The sequence below is a fragment of the Methylobacterium sp. J-076 genome (assembly GCF_022829405.1).
Lineage (GTDB): Bacteria > Pseudomonadota > Alphaproteobacteria > Rhizobiales > Beijerinckiaceae > Methylobacterium.
In genome coordinates this window covers 32604-54230 of sequence record NZ_JAKSXW010000115.1, presented here as the reverse complement: position 1 = coordinate 54230, position 21627 = coordinate 32604, and the positions used below count along the sequence as shown (strand labels likewise).

General features: G+C 71.1%; 19 protein-coding genes and 1 pseudogene. 14 read left to right on the top strand and 6 right to left on the bottom strand.

The window, feature by feature from the left end; genetic code table 11:
• Complete coding sequence (locus MKK53_RS10575) at positions 1 to 960, top strand: right-handed parallel beta-helix repeat-containing protein (protein WP_243928656.1); 960 nt, start codon at positions 1 to 3, stop codon at positions 958 to 960.
• A gap of 7 nt (positions 961 to 967) precedes the next feature.
• On the opposite strand, the gene MKK53_RS10570 is transcribed toward MKK53_RS10575, so the two are convergent.
• From MKK53_RS10570 to MKK53_RS10560, 3 genes are all read right to left on the bottom strand, one after another.
• Positions 968 to 1462 carry a CAP domain-containing protein gene (locus MKK53_RS10570; RefSeq protein ID WP_243928655.1) on the bottom strand — a complete coding sequence of 165 codons (495 nt, stop codon included), beginning with the start codon at positions 1460 to 1462 and terminating at the stop codon, positions 968 to 970.
• A gap of 117 nt (positions 1463 to 1579) precedes the next feature.
• The gene (locus MKK53_RS10565; RefSeq protein WP_243928654.1) at positions 1580 to 2422 is read right to left on the bottom strand and encodes an HD-GYP domain-containing protein; all 843 of its coding nucleotides are present in this window, start codon (positions 2420 to 2422) and stop codon (positions 1580 to 1582) included.
• A 592-nt stretch (positions 2423 to 3014) separates the two neighbouring features.
• Entirely contained in the window at positions 3015 to 3707 is a 693-nt protein-coding gene (locus MKK53_RS10560; RefSeq protein WP_243928653.1) for a GntR family transcriptional regulator, read from the bottom strand.
• Positions 3708 to 3922: 215 nt separating this feature from the next.
• On the opposite strand from MKK53_RS10560, the gene MKK53_RS10555 reads away from it, so the two are divergent.
• From MKK53_RS10555 to MKK53_RS10545, 3 genes are all read left to right on the top strand, one after another.
• A complete protein-coding gene (locus MKK53_RS10555; protein ID WP_243928652.1) occupies positions 3923 to 4573 on the top strand; it encodes a class II aldolase/adducin family protein in 651 nt (216 codons plus the stop codon).
• A 129-nt stretch (positions 4574 to 4702) separates the two neighbouring features.
• Positions 4703 to 5692, top strand: coding sequence for a MotA/TolQ/ExbB proton channel family protein (locus MKK53_RS10550; RefSeq protein WP_243928651.1), 990 nt, complete (start codon positions 4703 to 4705; stop codon positions 5690 to 5692).
• Complete coding sequence (locus MKK53_RS10545; protein WP_243928650.1) at positions 5692 to 6705, top strand: peptidoglycan -binding protein; 1014 nt, start codon at positions 5692 to 5694, stop codon at positions 6703 to 6705. Before MKK53_RS10550 ends, MKK53_RS10545 begins: the two co-directional genes overlap by 1 nt.
• A gap of 152 nt (positions 6706 to 6857) precedes the next feature.
• Here the strand turns inward: MKK53_RS10545 and MKK53_RS10540 are convergent, their stop codons facing one another.
• Positions 6858 to 8717 (bottom strand): ABC transporter transmembrane domain-containing protein, encoded by a 1860-nt coding sequence (locus MKK53_RS10540; protein WP_243928649.1) that lies wholly within the window; start codon positions 8715 to 8717, stop codon positions 6858 to 6860.
• A gap of 332 nt (positions 8718 to 9049) precedes the next feature.
• Here MKK53_RS10540 and rpmE point away from each other — a divergent pair.
• The 6 genes and pseudogenes from rpmE to MKK53_RS10510 all read left to right on the top strand — a co-directional run.
• A pseudogene (gene rpmE / locus MKK53_RS25395) lies at positions 9050 to 9274 on the top strand (50S ribosomal protein L31); the annotation flags it as partial.
• 148 nt (positions 9275 to 9422) lie between these two features.
• Positions 9423 to 9647, top strand: coding sequence for an AbrB/MazE/SpoVT family DNA-binding domain-containing protein (locus MKK53_RS10530; protein ID WP_243928648.1), 225 nt, complete (start codon positions 9423 to 9425; stop codon positions 9645 to 9647).
• A complete protein-coding gene (locus tag MKK53_RS10525) occupies positions 9644 to 10030 on the top strand; it encodes a type II toxin-antitoxin system death-on-curing family toxin (RefSeq protein ID WP_243928647.1) in 387 nt (128 codons plus the stop codon). The genes MKK53_RS10530 and MKK53_RS10525 overlap by 4 nt, the downstream gene beginning before the upstream one ends.
• Before the next feature lie 87 nt (positions 10031 to 10117).
• The gene (locus MKK53_RS10520; RefSeq protein WP_243928646.1) at positions 10118 to 11485 is read left to right on the top strand and encodes an ABC1 kinase family protein; all 1368 of its coding nucleotides are present in this window, start codon (positions 10118 to 10120) and stop codon (positions 11483 to 11485) included.
• A gap of 261 nt (positions 11486 to 11746) precedes the next feature.
• Entirely contained in the window at positions 11747 to 13807 is a 2061-nt protein-coding gene (locus MKK53_RS10515; protein ID WP_243928645.1) for a L,D-transpeptidase family protein, read from the top strand.
• A 99-nt stretch (positions 13808 to 13906) separates the two neighbouring features.
• Positions 13907 to 15460 carry a DUF882 domain-containing protein gene (locus tag MKK53_RS10510; protein WP_409564305.1) on the top strand — a complete coding sequence of 518 codons (1554 nt, stop codon included), beginning with the start codon at positions 13907 to 13909 and terminating at the stop codon, positions 15458 to 15460.
• Positions 15461 to 15481: 21 nt separating this feature from the next.
• Here MKK53_RS10510 and MKK53_RS10505 read toward each other — a convergent pair whose 3' ends face one another.
• Positions 15482 to 16006 carry a hypothetical protein gene (locus MKK53_RS10505; RefSeq protein ID WP_243928643.1) on the bottom strand — a complete coding sequence of 175 codons (525 nt, stop codon included), beginning with the start codon at positions 16004 to 16006 and terminating at the stop codon, positions 15482 to 15484.
• 271 nt (positions 16007 to 16277) lie between these two features.
• On the opposite strand from MKK53_RS10505, the gene MKK53_RS10500 reads away from it, so the two are divergent.
• From MKK53_RS10500 to MKK53_RS10490, 3 genes are read left to right on the top strand one after another with little or no spacing between them, the layout of a single operon-like run.
• Positions 16278 to 16508 (top strand): ferredoxin, encoded by a 231-nt coding sequence (locus tag MKK53_RS10500; protein ID WP_409564304.1) that lies wholly within the window; start codon positions 16278 to 16280, stop codon positions 16506 to 16508.
• A gap of 1 nt (position 16509) precedes the next feature.
• A complete protein-coding gene (locus tag MKK53_RS10495; protein WP_243928641.1) occupies positions 16510 to 17790 on the top strand; it encodes an NAD(P)/FAD-dependent oxidoreductase in 1281 nt (426 codons plus the stop codon).
• A 26-nt stretch (positions 17791 to 17816) separates the two neighbouring features.
• Complete coding sequence (locus MKK53_RS10490; protein ID WP_243928640.1) at positions 17817 to 19070, top strand: cytochrome P450; 1254 nt, start codon at positions 17817 to 17819, stop codon at positions 19068 to 19070.
• Between the two features lie 16 nt (positions 19071 to 19086).
• On the opposite strand, the gene MKK53_RS10485 is transcribed toward MKK53_RS10490, so the two are convergent.
• Positions 19087 to 19617 carry a DUF1465 family protein gene (locus MKK53_RS10485; RefSeq protein ID WP_243928639.1) on the bottom strand — a complete coding sequence of 177 codons (531 nt, stop codon included), beginning with the start codon at positions 19615 to 19617 and terminating at the stop codon, positions 19087 to 19089.
• A 435-nt stretch (positions 19618 to 20052) separates the two neighbouring features.
• On the opposite strand from MKK53_RS10485, the gene MKK53_RS10480 reads away from it, so the two are divergent.
• Positions 20053 to 21381, top strand: coding sequence for a murein L,D-transpeptidase (locus MKK53_RS10480; RefSeq protein ID WP_243928638.1), 1329 nt, complete (start codon positions 20053 to 20055; stop codon positions 21379 to 21381).
• Positions 21382 to 21627 lie beyond the last annotated feature (246 nt).

Here is a 21627-nt window from a genome sequence, read left to right as displayed (position 1 = left end):
GTGATGGACTCGGTCCCGCCCCCCGCCATCGTCCGCCCCGCGCCGGATTGCGATGCCGCCGCCCGCGCCCGCATCCTGGCGCCCCCCCGGCCGGGGGACGAGGCGGCGGCCCTCACCTGCAGCCTGCACCTCGGCCGGGGCGAGCGCGTCACCCGGCGCCTCCTCCTCGAAGGCGCGGCGGCCTCCGGCGTGACCGTCACCTGCGACGGCGGCACCATCGGGCCGGGGGAGGCGGGCACCGGCCTCCTCGATTTCGCGGTGGAGGTGCGCGCCCGCCCGCCCGCGCCGGGTTCGTCCCGCTGGGACCGCCCCACGGACGTGACGATCCGTGGCTGCGCGATCCTCGGTCACGTCCGCGTCTGGGGGATGGGGATGAACGGCCAGGGTCCTGCGGTGCGGGAATCGTCCCACAGCCTCGGCCATACCGAGCGCGCCCAGGCCGCCGCCCCCGCCCGGGTGAGCATCCTCGACGCGGCCATCACCGCCTTCGGCCGCATCCCGGTCTATCTCGGCCCGGGGGTGACGGGTTTCACCCTGCGCGGTTCGCGCATCGGGGGCACGTCGTCGGCCACCGCCGTCTATCTCGATGCCGAGAGCGCGGACGCCGTCATCGCCGATAACAGCTTCGACATCCGCACCGGCCGGGAGGTCGTGGCCATCGACGGCTCGGCCCGCAACCGGATCACCGGCAACGACTTCGCGCTGCACGGCGAGGGTGGGGTGCGCCTCTACCGGAACTGCGGGGAGGGGGGCACGGTGCGCCACCAGACCCCATCGGACAACGTCGTGACCGGCAACACCTTCCGCGGCGCGGGTCTGTTCACCGCGCCGGTCGTCGTGAACTCCCGCAACGGCTGGGACATCCATTGCTGGGCCGATTCCGGCTACCCGTTCGGGAGCAGCATCGACAACCGGGACAACGGCACCGGCAACGTCGTGGAGCCGAACCGCACCGAGTGACGGCCGCTCAGGCGCCCGCCATCACCAAAGCCCAGAACCGCTTGTAGCGCGTGCCGGGGGCGTCCACCCGGGCGATGCCGACCCGGCGGATCTGCGGGATCAGCATGTTCCGGTTGTGCTCGGGCGAGTTCTTCCAGCGGGCGAGCACCTGATCGAAGGTCTCCGAGCCCGCGCTCAGGTTCTCGGCGGCGTAGGACCGCGACAGGCCGGCGGCGCTCATCCGCGAGGTGAAGCTGCCGCCGACATCGTGGCTGAGCTGCCCGCGCCGGGCGTTGTTGCCGGCCTGGAACGCGGCGGCCTTCACGAGCCCCGGATCGACGACGACGGGGCTCAGCCCGTGCTGCACGCGGTAGGCCGAGATCGCGGCGGCGGCGGCGACCTCATCGAGGATGGTGGTCTGCGTCGGGAACTGGGCCTCCGTCTCGTTCGAGAACGGCAGGCTGCCGCAGCCGGCGAGGGGGAGCAGGGCGACGGCGAGGGTGAGGAGGCGGATCGGCTTCACGGGTTCGGCTGCTGAGCAAACGGGATGCGCGTCCCTCCCGGCCCCTTGCGGCGAAAGCGCGGCGGCCGGGGGCCTCCGGGGCCGGAAGCCGCGCCCCGTGGCCGGAACGCCACGGCCTCAGAGCACGAACGGTTCGCAACCGAGCATTGCCGGGGCGAAGGCACTGAGCAGATCCTGATCGAGATGCCCCGCCGTCTGGACCATGATCGCCAGGGCCTCCGCGGGCTTGGCGGGCTCCCGGTACGCGCGCCGCTCGGTGAGCGCCGAGAAGACGTCGCAGATGGAGACGATGCGGACGAGGTCGGCGATCTCCCGCCCCTTCAGGCGGTCGGGGTAGCCGGTGCCGTCGAGGCGCTCGTGGTGGTGGCGGACGACGTCGATCACCTCGGGGTCGAAGCCGCCCTGGGCGGTGAGCAGCGTGGCGCCGAGTTCGGGGTGGCGGCGCATCAACTTCGCCTCGTTGGCGTCGAGGCGGCCGGGCTTGTCGAGGATCTCCCGGGGGATGCGGGCCTTCCCGAGGTCGTGGAGGAGGCCCGCCCGGGCCAGCCGGGCGAGGTCGACGCGGCTGAGGCCGATGCGTCCGCCGAAGGCTGCGCAGCATCCCGACACGCTGAGCGTGTGCTCGTAGACGCCGGCATCGTGCCGCCACAGCTCGGCGAGCCAGTTCGAGATGCCCACCTCCGTCACCGCGGCGAGGACGATCTCCGTGCCCCGGTCCAGCTCCGACCGCGTGAGCGTCCCGCCGAGGGCCGCGCTGTCGAACAATTCGCTGACGATGCCCTTGGCCGCCTGGGCGCGCTCCCGGAGCCGGCGCGTCCGCTCCACGGCCGAGCAGGTGGCCGCCTCGATCATCGCGAAGGCCTTCGAGAGGATGGCCTTGCGCGAGGCGCTCGTCGGCATGACGACGGCGTGGGCGTCCGGTCGGCCCGCCTCGCCGCGGGCGAGGACGAGGCGGGGCACGGGCGGACTGCGCGCGTCCAGTTGCCGGACCCAGGCCTGGAGCCTGGACGGCGCCAGATCGAGGATCGCGAAGACCGGGCGTCCGGGCCCCGGTGCATCGCCGGGCCCGAGGGACCGGCAATGGATGACGAAAGCAATCGCTCTGCCGAGCGCTGCACATTCGGAGGGCCGGTCGGACACCAGCAGGACGAACGCATCACTCTGGAGGGGAGGCGTGCGATCCGACGACGAGGACACGCGAATCTCGTTAGTCAGCTCAAGGTCGCCGGATGCTAACGGTTAGCATGGTCGCCTCCCCGGAAGGTTAACCATTCCATATGTGAGCATGCAACGTACAAGTATGTCAGGCCGGCGCCTGAAACGAAGACACACACCGCCGCCCCGCCCTCCACGCTAGACGGCGATATCTTACGGGGGGCCACCCATCGGGAGAACGCCGAGCGTGGCCGCGCGCCGGAGACTGTACCGCCATTTCCCGCGGGACGGTTGCTCTATTCTTTCGATGAACCGGAGGCCGCGGCAACCGCGAGACAGTATTTCAATCTGAGGTAGGCTTCTGTGCCGGGATCGGCCGGAAGCCCGGGAGTCCGGCTCAATCGAGGTGGTCGCCGTAGAGATCGACGTGGTGGGCGAGGCCGAGGCCGTGGTCGCGCACGAGGCGCTCGGCGAGGTCGGCGTCGCGCGCCTGCAGGGCGGCGATGATCGCGACATGCTCGCGCATCGAGGATTCCGCCCGGTCGGCGTGGCGCAGGGCCGCGTTCCGGATCGCCCGCACATGCACCAGCAGGTTTCCAGTCAGCTCGGCGATGGCCTCGCAATGGCCGAGCCTGATGATCGTCTGATGGAAGCGGATATTGGCACCGGAATATTCGTCGATCTGCGACGCCTGCGTCCCGGAAAAGAATTCGGGGAAGGATTCGCTCAATTCCCGCAGTTGCGCGTCGCTGGCGCGGGTGCATGCGAGGCGGGCGGCCATGCTTTCCAGCGCCGCCCAGGCGTGGATCATCCCGACGATCTCGCGCTTGTTCTTGCGGACGACGAAGACGCCGCGCCGGGCCTCGGAGCGGACGAAGCCTTCCTGCTCCAACACCGTCAGCGCCTCGCGCACCGGCGTGCGGCTGACGCCGAGGTCCTGCGACAGCTTGCGCTCGTCGAGCCGCACCTCGTCGGGACGCCCGTAGATGTCCATGTTGGTGATCGCCGTCTTCAGCGCCTCGTAGGCGAGGGTCCGAAGGCTCGAACTCACGACGATCGGCTTGATGCTCAGCGGCTCTGGATTCGCCATGCCTCGTCCGACCAAATAAGCTTATGTCCCGTGTTCCGCGAGACCTGAGCCGGCCTAGACGAAACCCGGCGGCAGGAATAGGCGGATCGACAAAGTTTCATGGGTTGTGGCGACACGGCAGCATAGTCACTGCCGGCGACATGTTTTTTGTATACGAAACGGCCTTTACCGGGGCCGGCCGGGCGCCTACCGCTGCCCGGCAAAGGAGGCACGGAATGGACGCACAGGAGCGGCAGGCACGGGAGGGCGTGGTCGCGGCCGCGCGGGAGCTCGATGCGCAGGGCCTGAACCGGGGCACCTCCGGCAACGTCTCGTGCCGCTTCCGCGACGGCCTCCTGATCACGCCGTCCGGCGTGCCGGTGCAGGATTTGACGCCCGGGAGCATCGTGCCGATGGGGCTCGACGGCTCGTTCCCGGCGGGCACCAAGCCGTCCTCGGAATGGCGCTTCCACCGGGACATCCTGGCGGCGCGGCCGGAGGTCGGCGCCGTGGTGCACGCCCATCCCGTCTACTGCACCGGCTTCGCCATCTGCGGCCGCGAGATCCCCGCCGTGCATTACATGATCGCGGCCTTCGGGGGGCCGACGGTGCGCTGCGCCCCCTATGCGCCCTACGGCACCGAGGCCCTGTCGCGCCTCGCCCTCGACGCGTTGGAGGGCCGGTCCTGCTGCCTCCTGGCCAATCACGGGATGATCGCCGCCGGAGCGGACCTGACGCGGGCGGTGTGGCTCGCCCAGGAACTGGAGACCCTCTGCCACCAATACGCGGTGGCCCTGCAGGTGGGGACGCCGCAGGTCCTGCCGGACTCGGAGATCGCCGAGACCGTCGGGCGCTTCCGGGGCTACGGCCTGAACGTGGCGCGGTGACCGGGCCGCCCCGTCGCGGGGAATCCTGGGTCGTTTGCGCGACTTGATCGCACAGAGGCATGCCGCCAGAGTGCCGGCGAGCCGGCCGGCCCTCGGCCGGCATCCCGTTTCCGTGGGCAAGATCGACCGATGGCCGTGCGCGATACCCGCGATACCGAGTTGAGGCCGGTCTCGAAACCCGGAATCTATCTGGCGCGGATGGTGATCTTCCTCGCCCTGGTCGGCTTCCTCGCCTTCATCCTGTTCAAGCAGATCACGCCCGCCTTCCTCGCCAATCCGGGGCTGAACGGGCTGATCCTCGGCGTGCTGCTGATCGCGGTGATCATCGCCTTCGGGCAGGTGCTGCGGCTCTCGCGGGAGGTGGCCTACGTCAACGCCGCGGCGGCGGGGGAGACGGCCCGCCGGCCGCCGGACCTGCTCAAGCCACTCTCCAACGCCATCGCGGCGCGCACCGGCGGCAACGCGGTGCCGGGGACGGCGATGCTCCTCGACACCATCGCCGCCCGCCTCGACGAGGGCCGGGAGATGCTGCGCTACATCGCCGGCATCCTCATCCTGCTCGGCCTGCTCGGAACGTTCTGGGGCCTGATCGACACGCTGTCCGCGGTGGGGGGCGTCATCAAGGGGATGCGCGGCGGCGGCGATGCCGGCGTGATGTTCGACGAGCTGAAATCCGGCCTCGCCGTTCCGCTCGCGGGAATCGGCCTCGCCTTCTCGGCCTCCCTGTTCGGTCTGGCCTCCTCGTTGATCACCGGCTTCCTGGAGTTGCAGGCGGGGCAGGCGCATGCCCGCTTCCACAACGAAGTGCAGGATTGGTTGATGGCGGTCGGCGTGGTGGCCGAGCCCGCTGGTGTCGCGGCGATGGCGGCGCCCGCCCGGCCGGATGCATCCGCCCGGGAACTGAAGGAAGCGGTCGATCACCTCAGCGCCGTCATCGCCGAGGGCGGCAGCAGCCGCGCGACGACCCTGGCGATGACCAACCTCGCCGAGGGCATCCAGGGCCTCGTCCAGCACATGCGGGCGGAGCAGCAGATGATCCGCGACTGGGTGGAGGCCCAGGCGGGCCGCGAGCGTGAGCTGAAGCAGGTGCTCGACCGGCTCGGCCGGGAGCGGGTCTGATGGCTTCGACGGCGGCGCGCCACCGGCGCAGCCTCAATGTCTGGCCGGGTTACGTCGATGCCCTCGCGACGCTGCTGCTGTCCGTCGTCTTCCTGCTCACGGTGTTCGTGGTCGGTCAGTTCTTCCTCTCGCAGGAGCTGACTGGGCGCGATGCGACCCTCGTCCGCCTGAACCGGCAACTGGCCGACCTCACGGACCTCCTCGCCCTCGAGCGCTCGAAGCGCCAGGGCGAGAGCGAGGAACTGCGCAACCTGCGCTCGACGCTCACCGCCGTGGAGGCCGAGCGCGACCAGGCCAAGACGCAGGCCGAGGCCGCCACGGTGAGCCAGGGGGCGGCGGGCACCGTCGACAAGCAGCTCGATGCCGAGCGCGCCACCACCAAGCGGGCCCTGACGCAGGTCGATCTTCTCAACGAGCAGATCGCGGCCATGCGGCGCCAACTCGCGGCCCTGGAGGATGCCCTGGCCGCCTCCGAAACCCGGGACCGGGAGAGTCAGGTGCGCATCGCCGAACTCGGCAGCCGCCTGAACGTGGCCCTCGCCCAGAAGGTGCAGGAGCTCGCCCGCTACCGTTCCGACTTCTTCGGCCGCCTCCGGCAGATCCTCGGCAACCGCACCGACATCCGTGTGGTGGGCGACCGGTTCGTGCTCCAGTCGGAGGTGCTGTTCCCCGGCGGCTCGGCCACGCTGAAGCCCGAGGCCGGGCCGGAGCTGGACCGGATCGCGGGGGCCGTGGCCGACCTCGCCAAGCAGATCCCGGCGGACCTGCCCTGGGTGCTGCGGGTGGACGGCCACACCGATGCCCGGCCCATCGCCACGCCGCAATTCCCCTCGAACTGGGCGCTCTCGGCCGCCCGCGCCATCGCGGTGGTGCAGTACCTCGCGGCCAAGGGAATCGCCCCGCAGCACCTCCTGGCCGGCGCCTTCGGCGAGTTCCAGCCCATCGACGCGGGCACCACCGAAGACGCCTATGCCAAGAACCGCCGGATCGAGATGAAGCTCACCGAGCGGTGAATTTCACCCCCGCCGTCGTCGCGGGCCGTCATTGCGAGCCACCCCCGCCGTCATTGCCAGCGCAGCGAAGCAACCCAGGGCAGCGGGCTATTCCCGGAAACGGTGCGCCCCCGGATTGCCTCGCTTCGCACGCAACGGCGGAGTGACAGTGTCTACTGTGCCGTCTCGCTCGGCACCACGCGGGCCTTGCCCGCCTCCCGGCCCCGGGCGGTCTCGTCCAGGGCGTCGGTGAATTGCAGGCTGGCGAGCTGCGCGTACAGCGCGCCATAGGCGAGCAGGCTCTCGTGCGTGCCCGATTCCACGATCCGCCCGTCATCGATGACGAGGATACGGTCGGCCGCCCGGATCGTCGCGAGGCGGTGGGCGATCACGATGGTCGTGCGCCCGCGCATCAGCGTGCCCAGGGCCGCCTGGACGGCACGCTCCGATTCGGCGTCGAGGGCCGAGGTCGCCTCATCCAGGAGCAGGATCGGCGCGTCCTTCAGGATCGCCCGGGCGATGGCGATGCGCTGCCGCTGGCCGCCCGAGAGGGTGACGCCCCGCTCGCCCACCTGGGTGCCGTACCCCTGGGGCAGGGCCTCCACGAAGGCGTGGGCGTTGGCGAGCTCCGCGGCCCGGCGGACCTCCGCGTCCGAGGCGCCGGTGCGCCCGTAGCGGATGTTCTCCGCCACGGTGCCCGAGAAGACCACCGGGTCCTGCGGCACCAGGGCGATGCGTGCGCGCAGGGCTTCGGGATCGACGGTGGCGATGTCGACACCGTCGACCCGCACCTGCCCGCTCTGCGGATCGTAGAAGCGCAGGAGCAGTTGCAGCACCGTCGACTTGCCCGCCCCCGACGGGCCGACCAGGGCGATGCGCTCACCCGGTGCCGCCGTGAAGCCGAGGCCGTCGAGGGCCGGGTGGCCGGGGCGGGTCGGGTAGCAGAACCGCACCGCATCGAACTCGACGGCGCCGCGGGCCGGCTCCGGCAGGGGCACGGCGGGGACCGGGACGCGCACGGCGGGCTCCGCCGCCAGGATCTCCGTGAGCCGCTCGGCCGCGCCCGCCGACATGGCGAGGTCGCCGTAGACCTCCGAGAGCTGGCCCAGCGCCCCGGCGCCGAACACCGCGTAGAGCACGAATTGCGAGAGCTGCCCGCCCGTCATCGTGTGGCTCAGCACGCCCTGCGCGCCGTACCACATCACCCCCACCACCGAGGCCGAGATCAGGAAGATCGCCACGCCCGTGAGCAGGGCCCGGGCCTGGATGGAGGCCCGGGCGGCGGCATAGGCCTCCTCGGAGGCGGCCCGGAAGCGGGCCGCCGCATCGGCCGAGCGGCCGAAGGCCTGCATGGTCCGCACCGCGCCCACCGCCTCGGCCGCGAAGGCGGAGGCGTCGGCCAGCCGGTCCTGCGCCGCCCGGGACCGCCGCCGCACGCCGCGGCCGGAGAAGATGAGCGGGAAGACGATCACCGGGATCGCCGCGAGCACCAGCACGGACAGGCTCGGGCTCGTCACCACCATCATCGCGATGGCGCCGACGAACAGGAAGAGGTTGCGCAGGAGGATCGAGATCGAGACGCCGAAGGCCGCCTTGATCTGCGTGGCGTCGGCCGTCAGCCGGGAGACGATCTCGCCCGACTGCGCCTTGTCGAAGAAGGCCGGATCGAGGGTCGTGAGCCGGGCGAAGACCGCCGAGCGCAGGTCCGCCACCACCCGCTCGCCAAGGGAGACCACCGTGTAGACCCGCGCCGCACTCGACAGCGCGAAGCACAGCACCACGCCGAGGAGGGCGAGGAAGTACGCGTCGATGACGCCGCTGCCGTCCTCGCTGAAGCCGTGGTCGATCACCCGGCGCATGGCGATGGGGACGATGAGGGTTGAGGCGGAGGCGCAGGCCAGGGCGATGACCCCCGCCGCGATTCGGCCGCGATAGCGCAGGGCGAAGGGAATCAGCGGGCGCAGCGCCTTGAGGGGAGCCTTGGGCCTCGCCGGACCGGCGGCACGTCCGGCGTCTCTACCTTTACGGGCCATTGCGCCTCATCGTCCGCTCCCCGATGCTTGTTCCGGAGGGGCGGCTGGGGTATACGCCGCCGCTCATCCGATTGCGTGTGTTCAATGGCCGCGGGCCGCCACCCGCACGGCTTCCGATTGCGCCGTTGCCACGAACCCCCGGTTCGATGCAACAGCGTAGACCCGTTTCAAAGTGGCATCCGGGCCGGGCGGCGCCCTTCGCGCCTCCCGCCGCATGTCGAGAACAACAGGGACAACGAGTCATGGCCAAGGCACCGGCGAACAAGCCCCCCGCGAACAAGGCCCCCGCGAACGCAGCCGCCCCGGCGAAGGCCGAGAAGAAGGGCGCTTCGAAGGGGACGGAGCACCCCGATTACCACTTCATCAAGGTGGTGATGACGGACGGCACCGAATACCAGACCCGCTCGACCTGGGGCGCCGCCGGCGACACCCTGAACCTCGACATCGATCCGCTGACCCATCCGGCCTGGACCGGCGGTGAGCAGAAGATGCTCGACCGCGGCGGCCGCGTGTCGCGCTTCACCTCGCGCTTCGGCACCCTGGGCGGGCGTCGCTGAACGTATTCCAGTGTTGAGCGGCGCTCCGGCGCCGCGGGACGATGCGGGCGGTCCTTCGGGGCCGCCCTTTTTCGTTCGCCGGAGCAAAGGACTGGCGATATTTCCGGTGTGGCGTTATACGTTAGTTGAACGACGCCCGGAGGCTGCCATGAAGATCGAAGTCAGGAAAATCGGGAATTCGACGGGCCTGATCCTGCCCAAGGAATTGGTGTCGAGGCTCAATCTCGAGCAAGGGCAGTGGCTGCACGTTCAGGAGGTCCCGGAGGGCGGCGTCCGGTTGACGCCTTACGACCCGGATTTCGACGCCGCGATGGAACTCGTCGACGAGGTGATGGACGAGTATAAGGACACCCTGCGGGTGCTGGCTAAATGAGCGAGCCGCGTTGGCTGACCTCGAAGGAGGTCCGCGCCGCCCATGAGCGCCAGATCGTTCGGTTCGGTGGCCCTGCAGGCATACGCGACGACAATGCCCTCGAATCGGCGCTCGCGCGGCCGGTGAACCGGTGGCAGTACGAGCAGGTCGATCTTGCGGAACTCGCTGCGTCCTATGCATTCGGCCTCGCCCGCAAGCATGCCTTCGTGGATGGCAACAAGCGCATCGCCTTCGTGGCGATGATGGTGTTCCTGCGCCTGAACGGTATCCGATTCGCGCCGGATCAAGCACAGGCGACAGCCGCCATCCTCGGCCTCGCCGCAGGCGAGATCGATGAGGCCGGGCTCACCCGCTGGATCCGGGACAACTGGCCGGAGGGGTGAGGCGCCCGCGGCCCAGCGACCCGGTGCCTTCCTCACGGTGGGGGCGAGGCTTATCTTGGCGATACGTGAAACCGGGATCGCGAGACGATGGCCAGCCCTGATCGAGACCGCGAAGCCAACCGCTTCTCCGCCCGCGCCGGGCGCTATGCCAGCGTCGGCGCCAATGTCGGCGGCGTCGCCGCGCGCATGGCCATGTCCCGCCTGTTCGGGAAGGAGGGCGCGACCAACGCCGCGGCCCTGGCGGATGCGCTGGGCGGCCTGAAGGGGCCGATCATGAAGGTGGCGCAGCTTCTGGCGACGGTGCCGGACCTGCTGCCCCCCGAATACGCCGCGGAGCTGCAGAAGCTCCAGGCCGATGCGCCGCCCATGGGGGCGGCCTTCGTCAAGCGCCGGATGCAGGCCGAACTCGGGCCGAACTGGTCCTCCCGCTTCGGCAGCTTCGACCTGAAGCCCGCCGCCGCCGCCTCCCTGGGCCAGGTCCACCGGGCGACGACCAAGGACGGCGAGCCCCTCGCGTGCAAGCTCCAGTACCCGGACATGCAATCGGCGGTGGAAGCCGACCTCAAGCAGCTGGAGATCGCCTTCGCCCTGCACCGGCGGATGAACTCCTGGCTCGACACCCGCGAGATCGCCAAGGAGATCGGCGAGCGGGTCCGCGAGGAACTCGACTACGAGCGGGAGGCCAAGCACGCGCGGCTGTACGGCACCGTCCTCAGGGACATCGACGCGGTGCGCGTCCCGTCGGTCCATTCCGACCTGTCGACCGGGCGCCTGTTGAGCCTCGGTTGGCTGGAGGGCGAGAAGATCCTCGGCTTCACCGAGGGATCGGTCGAACTGCGCAACCGCATCGCCAAGGCGATGTTCAAGGCGTGGTGGCACCCGTTCAGCCGCGCGGCGGTGATCCATGGCGATCCGCACCTCGGCAACTACACGGTCTTCCGGGAGGGCGGCGAGCCGGCCGGCATCAACCTCCTCGATTACGGCTGCGTCCGCATCTTCCATCCCCGCTTCGTCGGCGGCGTGGTCGATCTCTACCGCGGCCTGCTGGAGGGGGACGAGGCCCGCGTCGTCCACGCCTACGAGGTGTGGGGCTTCCGCGACCTAGACCGGGAGAAGATCGAGATCCTCAACATCTGGGCCCGCTTCATCTACGGGCCGCTGCTGGAGGACCGGGTGCGCACCGTGGCGGACGGGGTCAAGCCGGGCGAGTACGGGCGGCGGCAGGCGTTCCAGGTGCATCAGGCCCTGAAGGAGCGCGGGCCGGTGACCGTCCCGCAGGAATTCGTCTTCATGGACCGGGCCGCGGTCGGCCTCGGCGCCGTGTTCCTCCATCTGCGCTCCGAATTGAACTACCACCAGTTGTTCGAGGCGGAGATCGAGCACTTCTCCACGGAGGCCCTGGCCAAGCGGCAGGCCGAGGTGCTGAAGGGGGTGGGCCTGGCCCAGCCGGTGTGAGGAGGGGCGGGGTGCGCCACCGCACGCCCCGCCACCGAAGTATCCCGGCGCCTCCCGCAGCATTCGTCGCCGCGGGGAGGGCCGGTCCCCCGATCTTCGCCGCATTCCGGCAGCAATACCCCCGCGTGACCGGCCCATCGCCGGTGCTGGACATCCTGTGTCCGGCCGCCTCTTGGCCCTCCGCCGTTGCTTAAAGCTTGGCTTAAGGGGATACAGCTAGGCGTTGGGTTGCGGCAGTCCGGCCGCCGGTGGGAGAATCCGATGCGCGTCCCGCGCTCCAACCAGGTCGCGCTGGCCGCCCTTCTCGCCGGGCTGATGGCCGGTGGACCGGGCCGTGCCGCCTCGCCCGAGCCCACGGTGGCGTCCGTGGATGCGGTGGCCAAGCCGTCGGTGGCGCCGAGCCCGGTTCCGGCCGTCGATCCCGCCCCCGGGGCGAAGCCCGCCGAGCCGGCGCGCGAGGGCAAGGACGCACCCGCCGACGCCCCGTCGAACCCGATCTCGGACTACAAGCCGCCGGAACCCTCGCCCGACAGCGCCCCGGCGCCCGCCACCGCCGCCGCGCCCGCGGTGCCGGCCGACCCCGTGGCCGCGGCGGTGCTGGACCGCCTCTCCGGCAACGCCCCCCTCCTCGCCCGCCTCGGCGCGAAGGAGCGCGCGGCGCTCAAGGCCTTCTACGACGCCCGCGGCGACAAGCCGGTCTGGATCGCCGACGGCGCCTGGACCCCGGCCGCCAAGGCGGTCTCGGCCCGCCTCGCCGCGGCCGACGAGGACGGGCTCGACATCCGCGCCTATCCGGTGCCGAAGCTCGCCGACAAGCCCGACGAGAAGGCGGTGGCGGAGGCCGACCTGCGCCTCTCCGCGGCCTCCGTGCTCTATGCCCGCGACGCCCGGGGCGGCCGCATCGGCCCGAGCGCGATCTCGCGGCTGATCACGCCGACCCTCGACCTGCCGGCCGCGGATGCCGTGCTGGCCAAGCTGGCCGAGGCCGGCGCGAAGGCGGGGGACGCCCTCGAGGGCTACAACCCCTCCACCGAAGGCTACCGCGCCCTCAAGGCGCAGCTCGCATCCCTGCGGGGCCCGAAGGTCCCCGATGCGAAGCCGCTGACCCTCCTGTCCGGCCCGACGCTGAAGACCGGCATGCGCGACCCCCGCGTCCCGGCCCTGCGCACGCATTTCGGCCTGGAGAGCCGCCCCTCGGCGACCCTCGACCACGGCCCCGGTGAGGCCGACCTCTACGATGCGACGGTGGCGGAGGCCGTGGCCGGCTTCCAGCGCGAGCGTGGCCTGCCGGGCGACGGCGTGTTGAACAAGCGCACCGTGCTGGCGCTCGCCAATGTCGGCCGCCCGGGCAAGTCGGGGGACGAGGCGGAGCTTCTCGTCAACATGGAGCGGTGGCGCTGGCTGCCGGGGGAACTCGGCCCGGACTACGTGCTGGTGAACGTCCCCGAGTTCCGCCTGCGCATCTTCCGCGACGGCAAGCTGAGGGACGAGACCCGTGTGATCGTCGGCAAGCCGGAATCGCCGACCCCGATCTTCTCGGGGATGATGGAATACGCGGTGGTCAACCCGTCCTGGTACGTGCCGCCCTCCATCCTGAAGACCATGGCGCCGAAGCTCGCCAGCTACGGCGGCAAGACCTGGGGCGGTTACGAGATCGTCCGCCGGGGCGGCCATATCTCCCTGCGTCAGCCGCCGGGCGAGAAGAACGCCCTCGGCTTCATCAAGTTCATGTTCCCCAACCAGCACGCGGTCTACCTGCACGACACGCCGAACCGCTCGCTGTTCTCGGCCTCGACCCGGGCCTTCAGCCACGGCTGCGTGCGCGTGGACGACCCGTTCCGCTTCGCCGACGTGGTGCTGCCGGATTGGAGCGCCGAGCGCCTGAAGAAGCTCATCGGCAAGGGCGAGAGGACGATCCGCCTGCCGCAGAAGCTGCCCGTGCACATCGCCTACTTCACCACCTACGTGGACGACGCGGGCAGCCTGCGCCGGGTCCCCGACATCTACGGCTATGACGCGCCGATGCGGGCCGCCCTCGGCCTGCCCGGCGGGGGCGGCCCGGCCATCGCTAAGCTGGCGAAGGAGCCGGCCCGCAAGGTCGCCGGGGACGCGCCCCGCCGCGCGGCGCACCCCGCCGAGGATGCCGACCGTGCCCCGCCGCGCCGCGTGACCCACGGCCGCGGCCCGGTGCGCACCTATGCCCAGCCGGACATGGACGCGTTCGACACGCCCCGCGCTGCCCGGGGCGGCGGGCGGCCGGATTACGGCGAGCCCGGCCTGTGGACCCCGGCGCCCGCGCCGGTCTCCCGCTCGTACTGGTAGCACCGGGGGCGCCATCCACACGCGATCCCGCCGGGGCGTGCGGGGACGCACGGGCGGGCACGATTTCGCCATGGTCCAGGCTTAGCCGTTCGCGCAGGGATGGCCGCGCGGCGGGTCCGGCGGCCTACGGCCGGCGGACGGAGACGGCGCAGCCACGGGACTATTCGCCGAGGGCGAATCCGGGAGGGCCGAGCCGTGCCGACCAGTCGCGTGTCCCCCTGGAACCTCCGCCGATGGCTGGTGGCTGCCACGGGCGTCGCCGCAGCGGTCCTCGGGGGCACGGTGGAGACTGAGAACGCGGTCGCCAACGGCGACACGCGCACCCTCACGATCTACCACACGCACACCCAGGAAAGCGCCACCATCACCTTCAAGCGTGACGGGCACTACGACCGGGCGGCCCTGGACCAGCTGAACTGGCTGCTCCGCGATTGGCGGATCAACGAGCCGATCAAGATGGACCCCCGCCTGTTCGACACGGTGTGGGAGGCCTACCGGCAGGTCGGCTCGTCCCAGCCGATCAACATCGTCTCGGCCTACCGCTCGCCCGGCACCAACGCGATGCTGCGGCGGCGCTCGAAGATGGTCGCCGAATACAGCCAGCATATGCTCGGCAAGGCGATGGACTTCTACCTGCCCGACGTGCCGATCGACCGGATCCGTGAGGTGGGCTTCATCATGTCCCGGGGTGGCGTCGGCTGGTACCCGCGGGCCAACACCCCCTTCATCCATATGGATGTCGGCTCCGTGCGCTCCTGGCCGCGGATGACCCACGACCAGCTCGCCCGCATCTTCCCCGATGGGAAGACGGTCCATCTGCCGGCCGACGGGCATCCCATGGCCCGGTATGAGGAGGCGAAGGCCGAGATCCTGTCCCGCGGCGGCACCGTGGCCGGAATCACCACCCAACTCGCGAGCGGGGAGGACGAGGATGGCCCGAGCCTGATGGGCTTCCTCGCCGGCCTGTTCGGCGGCTCCCGGCCGGAGCCCGCCCCCGCGCCCGCCCCCGCCATGGCAGGGCGGAAGGGGAGGCCGGCGCCGGTCGTCGCCGTCGCCAGCGCCGATGCCGAGGACACGTCCGGCGCGAAGGCGGTTCTCGCCTATGCGGCGCCGGTCGCTGCGCCGCCCGCCGACGCCCGCGCCATGCTCACCGCGGAGCCGGCCGCGCCGATGGCCGTCGCCGAGGGCGGTCTGCCCTCCGTGGTCGCGCCCCTGCCGCCCCGCCGGCCCTCGGAATCCGCCATCGTCGCCGCGGCGGCGATCGCCATGCCGTTGCCGCCGCCCCGGCCCGTGCTACTCGCCGCCCTCGACGGCGGGATGGCGCACCTCGCCGCCCCGGCTCCCGCTCCGGCTCCGATCCTGATGCCGGCGTCCGGGGCGCCTGCGCCGCGCGCCACCCTCGTCGGGCCGAATGCGGATTCGAAGGCGCAGCTCCGCGCCCTGTTCGAAGCGGTGGCGATCGGGTCCGGCACGGGGCGCAACGTGCCGGTGCACATGGCGACCGCGCGGACGATGCCCGGCGCGCCGGCCGGTGCCGTCTCGGCGACCCCCGGTGCCGTCACGACCCGTTTCGCCCGGGACGTCCCCGACGATGCGCGCCTCGGCGCACGGTTCACCGGCCCGGCCGCCGTGCGTCTGCGCCAGGGGCAGTGAGGACGGCCGGCGCGGCCGACCCTAGTCGTCCTCGCCCTCGACCGGACGGTAGAAGCGGATCATCCGGCCGTCCGGGTACTCGACGGTCCGCCGCCGCACCACGAGGTAGCCTGACCCCACCGCCGTGCTGAGCCGATCCAGACGCTCGTCCTCGTAGGACGGCGGGAAGCCGGCTTGGCTGTAGATCGGGTAGCCGTAGCGCCGCATCGGCGGACGAGCCGGCCCCATCACCGCGACCCGCGGTGCCCGCTCCGGCACCGCCGCGACCTGCGGTGGACGCGCCCGGTGGACGACGCGGATCCGGTTCTTCCGGGAGGCCGACCGGAGCGGAACCGCGCGCGCGGGGCGCACGGCGCGTGCCTCCTCCCGCGGAGGCCTCGAGACGGCGGCCGGCGTCGCGGGTGCGGCCGGCGCGGGCGCGGCCGTCGCATCCGGCTGCCGGGCGGGCGGGTCGGTCCACGTGGTGCCGGGGGCCGCGAAGGCCGGGGCGACGAAGCCGGTGCAGACGACGAAGGCGATGAGGCTGCTGCGCACGCCGTTCGGCATGGGGCCCTCCCGAATAGGTGCCACCGCGACTGCGGTGCAACATTGCCAAGATCTATACAGCAACGCCACGATTCGAGATATGGCGACATGCAATGCGCTGCATCGTTCTATGTCTGAAAACCGTAGCGATCCCTCAGATGAGTTAATTGCAAAGCTTCAAGATTGCTGAGTGGTTTCGATGCATTATATGCCGCAGGTGGGATGGGGCGGTTTTGGTGCGCCGCAACACCATTCGACGGAACCGCGACCCACGCACGCGGTTTGCTGGCCGATGCCATCAGATCGTTCCCCCAGCGTGGGCCCCCTCCGGGTCAGCGTCGACCTCAACCTCTGCCAAGCCTACGCGCAGTGCTGCTACGCCGCGCCGCGGTATTTCCGCATCGACGGGCACGAAGCCCTGTTCTACGACCCCGCGCCCGCGGCCAGCGACAGGATCGAGATCGAGCGCGCGCGCTTGGCCTGCCCGGTCCAGGCGATCCGCGTCCAGGAGCCCGAAGCCTAGGATGGGCGCTGCCCCCACACCGGAACGCATCGTCGTCGTCGGGGCCGGCCTCGCCGGCCTCAGGGGGGCCGAGGCGATCCGCGCCGCCGGCTTCCGCGGCGCGTTGACGATCGTCGGCGCCGAGCCTCACCGGCCCTACGACCGGCCGCCCCTGTCGAAGCATGTCCTGACGGGGCAGATCCCGGCGGAGGCGAGCCAGCTTCCGTCCCGCCTCGGCCGGGACGTGACGTGGCGGCTGGGCGTCGATGTCCGCCGCCTCGACCGGGAGGGCCGCCAGCTGCACCTCTCCGACGGGGGAAGCCTGCCCTACGACAGGCTGCTCATCGCCACCGGCACCCGGGCGCGGCCCTGGATCCATGCGGACGAGGCGGCGCTCCGCAACGTCTTCACCATCCGCACCCGCGAGGATGCCGCCGGCCTCCGGGCGGCCCTGGTGGCGAAGCCGAAGCGCGTCCTCGTCATCGGGGCGGGCTTCATCGGCTGCGAGGTCGCCGCCGTGTGCCGGGAGCTCGACCTGCCGGTCAGCCTCATCGATCCGAGCCCGTCGCCCCTGGCGCGGGTGCTCGGCCACACCGTCGGCGCGTATATCGGCGAGATCCACCGCGGCCGGGGCGTCGCCATGCGGTTCGGCAGCGAGGTCGCCCACCTCGAAGGGGCGAACGATCGGGTGACCGGGGCACGCCTGAAGGACGGTGAGGTGCTGGAGGCCGAAGTGGTGGTGATCGCCCTCGGCGCCGTGCGCAACACCGAGTGGCTCGACGGGTCGGGCCTCTCGGCCGATGGCGGCGGCGTGGATTGCGATGCGCGCGGCTTCGTCCTCGACGAGGGCCTGAGGCCGGATCCCTCCATCGCCGCGGCGGGCGACGTGGCGCGCTTCCCCCACCCCCTCTACGGCGGGCGGCGGGTGGCGCTGGAGCATTGGGGGCACGCCGTCGCGCAGGCGGACCATGCCGGCCGCCTCCTCGCGGGCGCCGATACGCCCGCGGCCTATGCGGCGCTGCCGAACTTCTGGTCGGTGCAGGGGGACATGGTGGTCAAGTCCGTGGGGCTCACGGATGGCGCCGACGCTGTCGCCATCGTGCAGGGCGACCCGGCCCAGCGCCGCTTCATCGCGGTCTACGGGCGGGCCGGGCGCTGCGTCGCCGCCCTCGCCGTGGACAGCGCCCGCTGGCTACCGGCCTATGCCGAGTCGGTCGCGAGCGCCGCGCCCTTTCCCCCGGCCGGGGCCGCCACCGACCGACCGCTGCGCGAGATCGAGATCCGCGAACCGGGCTTCGCCTGATCGACCGGCAAGGGAGCCGCACCGCCATGGCCGACGACACCCTCCTCAAACAGGTCAAGGATTTCGCCAACCGGGCGAATCCCTACCCGGTCTACGCCCGCCTGCGGCAGAACCCCGTCTCCCTCCAGGACGACGGCACGCCGGAGGGAACCTGGGTGGCCGCGAGCCACGGGGCCATCGCGAGCCTCCTCGGCGACCCGCGGGTGAGTTCGGAGACCCTGCCGCCGGCCGACCGGCCGAGGACCGGCAACCCGATCAAGGACTACCTGATCAAGCCGATCAAGGACCGGATCACCGACCACCACCGGCCCTTCATCTTCCGCGATCCGCCGGACCACGACGCCCTCCGTGCGGCGGTGATGCACCAGTTCACCCGCGAGCGCGTGCAGGGCATGCGGGCCCGTTCGGACAAGCTGGTGGCCGAACTGCTCGACGCGAAGCGCGATGCCCACCGGTTCGACGCCGTCGATGACCTCGCCTACCCCCTGCCGGTGACGGTGATCTGCGAGCTGTTCGGCGTGCCGCGCGAGGACGAGCCGCGGTTCCACGACTGGGCGACGCAGCTCGCCACCGCCCTCGAACCCGACAGCCTCAGCAACGACGAGACCCGCGCCGAGAACAGCCGGACCTTCGACGCCATCGCCGACTACATGGCCGACCTGATCAAGGACAAGCGCCGCCATCCGAAGGACGACATGCTGTCCGGGCTGGCGAACGAGACGACGCCGGGCGGGGTGAAGGTGGGCGATTACGACCTGATCGCCACGTCGGTGCTGATGCTGGTCGCCGGGCACGAGACCACGGTGAACCTCATCACCAACGGGCTCCTGACCCTGCTGCGCCACCCGGACGAACTCGCCAAGCTGAAGGCCGACCCGGCCCGGGCGCCGCGGGTGATCGAGGAGCTGTTGCGTTACGAGCCGCCGGTCCAGTTCCGCACGCGCACGACGCTGAGCCCGATCGACATCGCGGGCGTCACCATTCCCGAGGGGGCGGACCTGCTGCTGCTGCTGGCCGCGGGCAACCGCGACGCCACGGTCTTCCCCGAGCCCGACCGGTTCGATCCGGATCGCACCGGCACCCGCCATCTCGGCTTCGGCGGCTCCCTGCATTATTGCGTCGGCGCGCCGCTCGCCCGGTTCGAGGCGGAGGCGGCGCTCACCGCCCTGGCCCTCCGCCTGAAGGCCCCCAGGCTGGTCGAGGACCCGCCGCCCTACCGGCCGGGTGCGGCGCTGCGCGGACCGCAGCACCTCCACGTGGCCATCGAGGGCATGGAGTAGGGGGCCAAGGCCCCGGTCAGCCCTCCCGCCGGCCGAAGACCGAGTGGAGCAGGCCCTGCTGGGCCGCCACCGGGCTCGCCACCGGGCGCGGCGTCGGCCGGTCCTCTGTGATCAGGCCGTCGAGGTGCAGGATCCGGGAATGAAGGCGCCGGGTGCGCAGGATCAGCTGCTGCAGCCGCATCGGCAGGAGGATGAACGCCTCGGCCTTGGGCGGCTCGGTGGCGCCGAGCTTGACCCGGTGCTTCTCCTCCGTGGCCTGGGCGGGCGTCATCTCCCCCTCGGCCACGGCCCGCTGCACCAGCAGCCAGGAGGCGATCTGCATCAGCAGCGTCGTCAGCCGCATGCTCTCGGCGGCGTAGCTCAGGGTCGCGTCCCGGGAGACGAGGCGCGATTCATCCCGGCCGTCGCCGTCGAGGTAGCCCGCCGTCTCTTCCACGAGGGCCATCCCGTCGCGGAACAGGGCCTTGAACGCGTCCGAGTGAACGTAGCTGGCGCCGAATTCCACCCACTCCCGGTTGTCCCGAAATGTGACGTCGTAGCCGTTCATCCTGCCTCCTGTGCCGCGAAGCGGCGCCGCCCTGTCCCTGGCCGGGTCAATGCCGGCGGATCTCACGGTGGCGGGGCAATCCTAGCGCCTTACGTGCGGCGATGCGAAGTTGACCTTCGGTTAACCTTAAACCGACAGCCTCGCCGCCCACCGCGTCTTGCGGCAAATGTGACCGATCCTGCCGCCGGGCGGCGGCGCCGCGCCGCCGCATCCTGTGGATCGCCGCTGCGGAACGGGCGGACGGCGCCGAAGGGATTCGACTGTGGCGCCCGGGCCGCAGCGCGGGGAAGGCGTCGCCTCAGGTGCGCCGCCGCACGGCGGCGCCACATTCCGGCCCCTTCGATAGGGAGTGTTAAACGCCGACACGACACCGTGCGGACCACGACTTCCCCGGCCGCCCGGGCCACACGACTTCCGGACCAGAGCCAGCGACCCATGCGCAGACAGGCACCCACCCGGTACCCCACCCCCCGCCTCACGGCCCTGCTCGGCCTCGCCCTGAGCACCGCTGCGGCCGGCGCCGCCCTGGCCGCCCCGGCCCGTGATCAGGCCGGCTACGCCCAGGCCGAATGGGCGCAGGACTACGCGGCCCCGGCCGCGATGCAGGTCCAGCGCGAGACGGTGCCGATCCTCTCGCCCCAGACCGTCACGTCCACCGAGCAGATGGCCGAGAAGTACCGCGAGATCGTGTCCCGCGGCGGCTGGCGTCAGGTCAGCGGGGCCGAGCGCCTGCGCATCGGCTCCAAGGGCCCGGCCGTGGCGGCCGTCCGCCAGCGCCTGATCGTCACCGGCGACCTCGACCCGGCCGCCGCCAACACCGGCGTGTACGATTCCTACGTCGCAGCGGGCGTGAAGCGCTTCCAGGCCCGGCACGGCCTGAGCCAGACCGGCTCGATGAGCGCCGCCACCGAGCAGGCCATGAACGTGCCCGCCGAGATCCGCCTGCGCCAGCTCGAGACCAACGTGCTGCGCCTGCGCTCCTACTCGGGCGAACTCGGCCGCCGTTTCGTCATCACCAACATCCCGGCGGCGCTGGTGGAGACGGTCGAGGACGGCCGCATCGTGACCCTGCACGCCGCGGGCGTCGGCAAGATCGACCGGCAGTCGCCGATCATGAACACCAAGGCGACGCAGATCAATTTCAACCCGACCTGGACGGTCCCGGCTTCCATCGTGAAGAAGGACCTGATCCCGAAGATGCAGAAGGATCCGAACTACCTCACGGACAACCGGATCCGCATCCTGTCCAACGGCCAGGAAGTCTCGCCGAAGGCGGTGAACTGGAACTCGGACGAGGGCACCCGCTACACCTACCGGCAGGATTCGGGCGCCGACTTCAACTCGATGGGCATCGTCCGCATCAACATCCCGAACCCCTACGGCGTGTTCATGCACGACACGAACACCAAGGGCGTGTTCGGCGACGACTTCCGCTTCATCTCCTCGGGCTGCGTCCGCGTGCAGAACGTGCGCGAGTACATCACGTGGCTGCTCAAGGACACGCCCGGCTGGGGCCGCGAGCAGGTCGAGCAGGCCATCGAGAGCGGCAAGCGCGTCGATGCCACCCTCTCGCAGCCGGTGCCGGTGTACTGGACCTACATCACCGCCTGGGCGACCCCGGACGGCGTGGTCCAGTTCCGCGACGACATCTACAAGCGTGACGGTGTGAACGTCCCCTCGACCATCACCGCCCCGACGCCGGTGGCGAGCGCCGAGTCGACTATGCCGCAGAGCTTCGAGCCGGGCGACGAAGACAACAACTGATCGGCTCTTCAGGCGGTCGCCGCGTTTTTCATCGAACAGCGATCGTCAGTCTCGACAGACTCTCCTCCCCACAAGGGGGAGGAAAACCGCATCGAGGACAGTGGAACGGGATTCCACGTTTCATCGACAGCTTTCGCGGCCAGGGCCCGCGTTCCCCCCGGAACGCGGGCCCTTTCCATGTCGCGGGCCTGTCATGCACCGGTCGCCGAAATCTGATCGTTCGGCCCGGCAACCTTGGAGCCGCCG

What these genes read in the sequence shown, in the direction of transcription:
- MKK53_RS10560 (WP_243928653.1), bottom strand. Translation starts at nt 3,707, where the DNA reads ATGGCGAATCCAGAGCCGCTGAGCATCAAGCCGATCGTCGTGAGTTCG.
- MKK53_RS10555 (WP_243928652.1), top strand. Translation starts at nt 3,923, where the DNA reads ATGGACGCACAGGAGCGGCAGGCACGGGAGGGCGTGGTCGCGGCCGCG.
- MKK53_RS10550 (WP_243928651.1), top strand. Translation starts at nt 4,703, where the DNA reads ATGGCCGTGCGCGATACCCGCGATACCGAGTTGAGGCCGGTCTCGAAA.
- MKK53_RS10545 (WP_243928650.1), top strand. Translation starts at nt 5,692, where the DNA reads ATGGCTTCGACGGCGGCGCGCCACCGGCGCAGCCTCAATGTCTGGCCG.
- MKK53_RS10540 (WP_243928649.1), bottom strand. Translation starts at nt 8,717, where the DNA reads ATGGCCCGTAAAGGTAGAGACGCCGGACGTGCCGCCGGTCCGGCGAGG.
- MKK53_RS10530 (WP_243928648.1), top strand. Translation starts at nt 9,423, where the DNA reads ATGAAGATCGAAGTCAGGAAAATCGGGAATTCGACGGGCCTGATCCTG.
- MKK53_RS10525 (WP_243928647.1), top strand. Translation starts at nt 9,644, where the DNA reads ATGAGCGAGCCGCGTTGGCTGACCTCGAAGGAGGTCCGCGCCGCCCAT.
- MKK53_RS10520 (WP_243928646.1), top strand. Translation starts at nt 10,118, where the DNA reads ATGGCCAGCCCTGATCGAGACCGCGAAGCCAACCGCTTCTCCGCCCGC.
- MKK53_RS10515 (WP_243928645.1), top strand. Translation starts at nt 11,747, where the DNA reads ATGCGCGTCCCGCGCTCCAACCAGGTCGCGCTGGCCGCCCTTCTCGCC.
- MKK53_RS10510 (WP_409564305.1), top strand. Translation starts at nt 13,907, where the DNA reads ATGGCCGCGCGGCGGGTCCGGCGGCCTACGGCCGGCGGACGGAGACGG.
- MKK53_RS10505 (WP_243928643.1), bottom strand. Translation starts at nt 16,006, where the DNA reads ATGCCGAACGGCGTGCGCAGCAGCCTCATCGCCTTCGTCGTCTGCACC.
- MKK53_RS10500 (WP_409564304.1), top strand. Translation starts at nt 16,278, where the DNA reads ATGCCATCAGATCGTTCCCCCAGCGTGGGCCCCCTCCGGGTCAGCGTC.
- MKK53_RS10495 (WP_243928641.1), top strand. Translation starts at nt 16,510, where the DNA reads ATGGGCGCTGCCCCCACACCGGAACGCATCGTCGTCGTCGGGGCCGGC.
- MKK53_RS10490 (WP_243928640.1), top strand. Translation starts at nt 17,817, where the DNA reads ATGGCCGACGACACCCTCCTCAAACAGGTCAAGGATTTCGCCAACCGG.
- MKK53_RS10485 (WP_243928639.1), bottom strand. Translation starts at nt 19,617, where the DNA reads ATGAACGGCTACGACGTCACATTTCGGGACAACCGGGAGTGGGTGGAA.
- MKK53_RS10480 (WP_243928638.1), top strand. Translation starts at nt 20,053, where the DNA reads ATGCGCAGACAGGCACCCACCCGGTACCCCACCCCCCGCCTCACGGCC.